We start from the raw sequence: 3,927 nt of genomic DNA on the forward strand, positions 1-3,927 counted from the left end.
TGGTTGCTCGACACTTCCATTTTACCAAAGGGCGATTTCTTTTTGTGATTTTTGAAAGAATTGTAGGAACGTTCCCCCGCTTAAACAGCGGAGAGGACGGACTGATTGCGGAAAAGCGGTAGCGGTCGCCTTGCTCTCCGGATTTTTACCGCTACGGGAAATAAATAAAATCTGGAGAGCACAGCGATTGTAGCAACGGTCCGTTCGCGGAGCGTCCGCACCAAGTGCGCAAGTCCATCCAACTCAAAAACAGCGGGGCTGTCTCAAGTAGCCATTTCATGGCTTTTGAGACAGCCCCTTTTGCTGTATCCATGTACCAGGATTCCCGGATGCCAAACGGAGACCTATCTTTGTCGGCCGTTTCGCTCTGAACCTCCGCCTGTTGTCCGGTTGCCTGCCCGATGATGGAGAGGATATTCCCGATGGTAAGCGTCCCGTCCGAGCATGCGTTCACGGGTCCTGTCAGTGGTGAGAAGCCTAGCCAATACAAGAAATCAGCCGCCTCATCAGAACGGATGAACGAGATCAGCGCTTGCGGATTGGGCACCCCGATGGGCTGTCCTTCCTGCACATGCTCAATATGAAAATGCAGCCGCTTCGTATAATCATCCGTCCCGAGCACGATCGGAAACCGGACTGCTGCCACGGGAAAAGCTGTTTGCCTTAAGAGGACCGTTTCAGCCAGTCTTTTGCCCTCCTGATAGCTGTAATCATCCTTTGGGCCCAGCCGCAGCGGATAAGATTCCGGATCAAAGTCTGCTTCGCGGAGAATTTCAGATCTTGGATCATACACGGATAGGCTGGAGGTCAGAATATATCGCTTAGCCGTATTTGCGAATATATGGCTGGCCGCAGCGGCCTCATCCGGGGAATAGCAGATGTTGTCATAAACTACATCCCAGACGGTATCTCCAACAGCTTCAGCAAGTGCTTCCGTATCCGTGCGGTTCACATTCAACCGGTTCACGCTGCGGCCAAAGCCATCCTCCGTCAGGCCACGTGTCAGAATGGTAACCGTGGTATCTGCATCCCGGAGCAGGCGCTCCACTAACCGTTTGCCAAAAAAGCGGGTTCCCCCGAGTACAAGTATGTTCCTCAATATTTTCACTCCTAAAGTTTGTGGGCAACGCTTCCTGGAATAGTCTCCGTACAAAACTGGCTCCGGAACCGTAAACTTAGTTTTGTAAGGATTACGCAGCCATCCGCAGATCTGTCATGCTGCCAGTCTCCATGTAAGGCCAGGAACCTCTCCCTCCTGTATGCAGTGCCTGCACTGTGCCAGTACCGACCGCCATCGTCATCTCCGACTTAATCTCCTGGCGAAGCAGCTCCAGCATCACAGGCAGCTGGCCTTTTTCATAGGACTCTGCCAGCGCCTGAAGCAGAATCCGGAAATCCAGGTCCTGCGTCCGCGCTGGACCCTCGTCATCTGCGAGTTCTTTGCGGACGGCTCCGAGTGCCTGACGCGCCCGGTGCAGGGCCGCTTTGACGGCTCCTACAGTGGTTTCCAGCCTCTCTGCGGTTTCATCCGCTGAATAGTCCAGAACATCGCGCATCACGAATACTGTTCTTTGCAGCGGAGATAAATGCCGGATAATCGCCTGAAAAGCCAGCTCGATCCCAGACCGCGCTTCCCCTGGCGATTGGCCTGGACTCTGATCTACGCTTGACGATATGAATGCTTGAGTACGCTCCAACGTCCGTCCCATTGAAGCTTTGCGCCGTATCGCATCAATCCATGTATTTTTGGCAATCCGCAGCAGCAGTGCTTCGGGATTCGGATTGTCTGCAAATTTGGCATAAGCCAGGGATTTGGTCCAGGTATCCTGGGCCAAATCCTCGGCCTCAAGGCTGGATCTAGTCAAAGACAGACAATACCGGAACAGAGCGTCCCGAAGCGGCAGCATTTCATCCGTTGATTTTCCGGTGCTGAACGGTACAAGGGTCGACACTTGTAATCATCTCCTTTTGGGTCATCCTGCGTTTTCTGTTGCCTCTATTATATAAACGATCTGCACAATGTAAAGGATACGCTGCCTTTGCGGTTATTTTAAAAAGATAGAACCCGTATCCTTTGCAGGACTCCATCCGTTTACAGGGTATGAAATTAAAACTATCCAAGGAGGAGTGGACATGAGCATTATTCCTTATGTCATTGAACAAACAAGCAGAGGTGAGCGGTCCTACGACATTTATTCCCGGCTGCTGAAGGACCGGATTGTGTTCGTAGGTGCGGCCATCGATGATCAGCTGGCGAACAGTATCATCGCCCAACTGCTCTTCCTGGCGGCAGATGAGCCGGATAAGGATATCCAGATGTATATCAACAGCCCGGGAGGTTCGACTACCGCAGGCTTCGGCATTTATGATACGATGCAGGTAATCAAACCGCAGGTCAGTACGATATGCACTGGATTTGCGGCTTCGTTTGCTTCACTTCTACTGCTGGCCGGAGCTACCGGCAAACGGTACGCGCTGCCAAACAGCGAGATTATGATTCATCAGCCGCATGGCGGCGCACAGGGCCAAGCCAGTGACATTGCCATCAGTGCCCGCCGTATCCTGCAGATTAGGGAGAAGATTGTGCAGATCAGTGCGGAGCGCACCGGCCAGCCGGCAGAGAAGGTAGCGAAGGATATGGACCGGGATTATTTCCTGTCGGCCCAGGAGGCGCTGGAATACGGCATAATCGACAAAGTGATTACCAAACTGTAAGCAGAGGAGCGGATTCTGAAATGCTGGAAGCTTTGCAAGGTCAAGAGGTTACCGTGAATTTTCTGGATGGTTCTAGTGTCAGAGGCGGCATTCTGGAAGAAATGGATGAGCGGTTCGTGAAGTACCGTACGGAGTATCAGGTGTTGTACATTCCGATTACCTTGATCCGAGCTGTAGTTGTAGAGACCAAAGAACGAGAACGTCCACGGGTCGGATTCGGGCAATAAGAATTAGGCGTTAAAGGACGACGGATATACAGCCTTCATTTCTCCCCATGGGGAAGTGAAGGCTGTTTGCGCTGGAGCCGCTATCAGATGACGACAGAAGCCTTTGTGCGGGGGATTCTGCGGACGGATGACTGCGGCAGGTGGCAGGTGTTAAAGAATAATAAACTGCCGGGAATCGCAATGAGCTAAACGGGCAGGATAATTCCAATATGTGGTATTGTATGAATGAGTAATTAATGGAGCGTTCCAAGCAATTGGCAGGTAGGCTAAAAACAGGGGAAATAAATAGATGAAACGTTCTATATTAATCGTCCTCACATTTATTTTAATATTTATAACTGTCGCTTGTAGCCAGGGGACAAGCATAGACATTGGAGATGCACTCGGAAAATCCGAGGAGAATTTTAGGAAACTTGAGGTGATAGATACTACAGCAGCCTCCTTTGACGGTGAAAAAGATGTTAAATTCAGGCTTATGGTTGAGGGAAATCCTTCAGAAGTTGAAGCATCTATCTTATTCAATCGTATATTGGAGGTTATTGCTAAATATTCGAATCGTTCAGATGTTTGGGATTATTATAATGGTTATTTTGATATAGAGAACCATGACGATGGTGTTATATATGAAGGTGAAAAGCTAATTGATGAAGAATTAATAGTCCAATCCAAATGAAATCTTGGATTTCGCTCCCTCGAAATGATTCAGTTTCCTCACTCAGACTCATGAATTCGCAGGATTTCATCCTGTAGTTAAAGTGAAGAAGAAGATGATGAAGGAGCCGGTGGCTGGGAGATGGAGAATTGGGCATGCGTAAATAAAGGGTGCATAAGGATTACCCATATTGTTCCATTATGCGCACGTCTCCACTTCGCCCTAGCGATTCTCACTCCCATGTCTCAACGGGTCATAGCCCTTTCATTCCTTCGTCACATCTAACTAAGGGGTGGAGGTCGGTCTTTCTAACGGAACGGGTCCGAGCCCTTT

The 3,927-nt window shown here is 49.9% G+C and carries 5 protein-coding genes; 3 read left to right on the forward strand and 2 right to left on the reverse strand.

The features are described from left to right. Positions 1-151: 151 nt before the first annotated feature. Positions 152-1,099, reverse strand: a complete 948-nt coding sequence (locus A3848_RS24535) for an NAD-dependent epimerase/dehydratase family protein (RefSeq protein WP_074087495.1) — start codon at positions 1,097-1,099, stop codon at positions 152-154. Between the two features lie 91 nt (positions 1,100-1,190). After that, positions 1,191-1,952, reverse strand: coding sequence for an RNA polymerase sigma factor (locus tag A3848_RS24540; RefSeq protein ID WP_074087496.1), 762 nt, complete (start codon positions 1,950-1,952; stop codon positions 1,191-1,193). A gap of 181 nt (positions 1,953-2,133) precedes the next feature. Here A3848_RS24540 and clpP point away from each other — a divergent pair, with 181 nt between their 5' ends. The 3 genes from clpP (at position 2,134) to A3848_RS24555 (ending at position 3,615) form a co-directional block, all read left to right on the forward strand. Continuing rightward, complete coding sequence (clpP, locus tag A3848_RS24545) at positions 2,134-2,715, forward strand: ATP-dependent Clp endopeptidase proteolytic subunit ClpP (RefSeq protein ID WP_074087497.1); 582 nt, start codon at positions 2,134-2,136, stop codon at positions 2,713-2,715. Positions 2,716-2,735: 20 nt separating this feature from the next. Further along, positions 2,736-2,942, forward strand: coding sequence for a hypothetical protein (locus A3848_RS24550; RefSeq protein ID WP_074087498.1), 207 nt, complete (start codon positions 2,736-2,738; stop codon positions 2,940-2,942). Between the two features lie 289 nt (positions 2,943-3,231). After that, on the forward strand, positions 3,232-3,615 hold the full coding sequence (locus A3848_RS24555) for an IolE/MocC family protein (protein ID WP_074087499.1): 384 nt from the start codon (positions 3,232-3,234) through the stop codon (positions 3,613-3,615). Positions 3,616-3,927 lie beyond the last annotated feature (312 nt).

Origin of the sequence: Paenibacillus sp. P32E, from assembly GCF_001909085.1 — a bacterium.
Lineage (GTDB): Bacteria > Bacillota > Bacilli > Paenibacillales > Paenibacillaceae > Paenibacillus_AQ > Paenibacillus_AQ helianthi.

Excerpts from the sequence above, each read along its gene's own strand:
- A3848_RS24550 (WP_074087498.1), top strand. The coding sequence starts at position 2,736 with ATGCTGGAAGCTTTGCAAGGTCAAGAGGTTACCGTGAATTTTCTGGAT.
- A3848_RS24555 (WP_074087499.1), top strand. The coding sequence starts at position 3,232 with ATGAAACGTTCTATATTAATCGTCCTCACATTTATTTTAATATTTATA.
- clpP (WP_074087497.1), top strand. The coding sequence starts at position 2,134 with ATGAGCATTATTCCTTATGTCATTGAACAAACAAGCAGAGGTGAGCGG.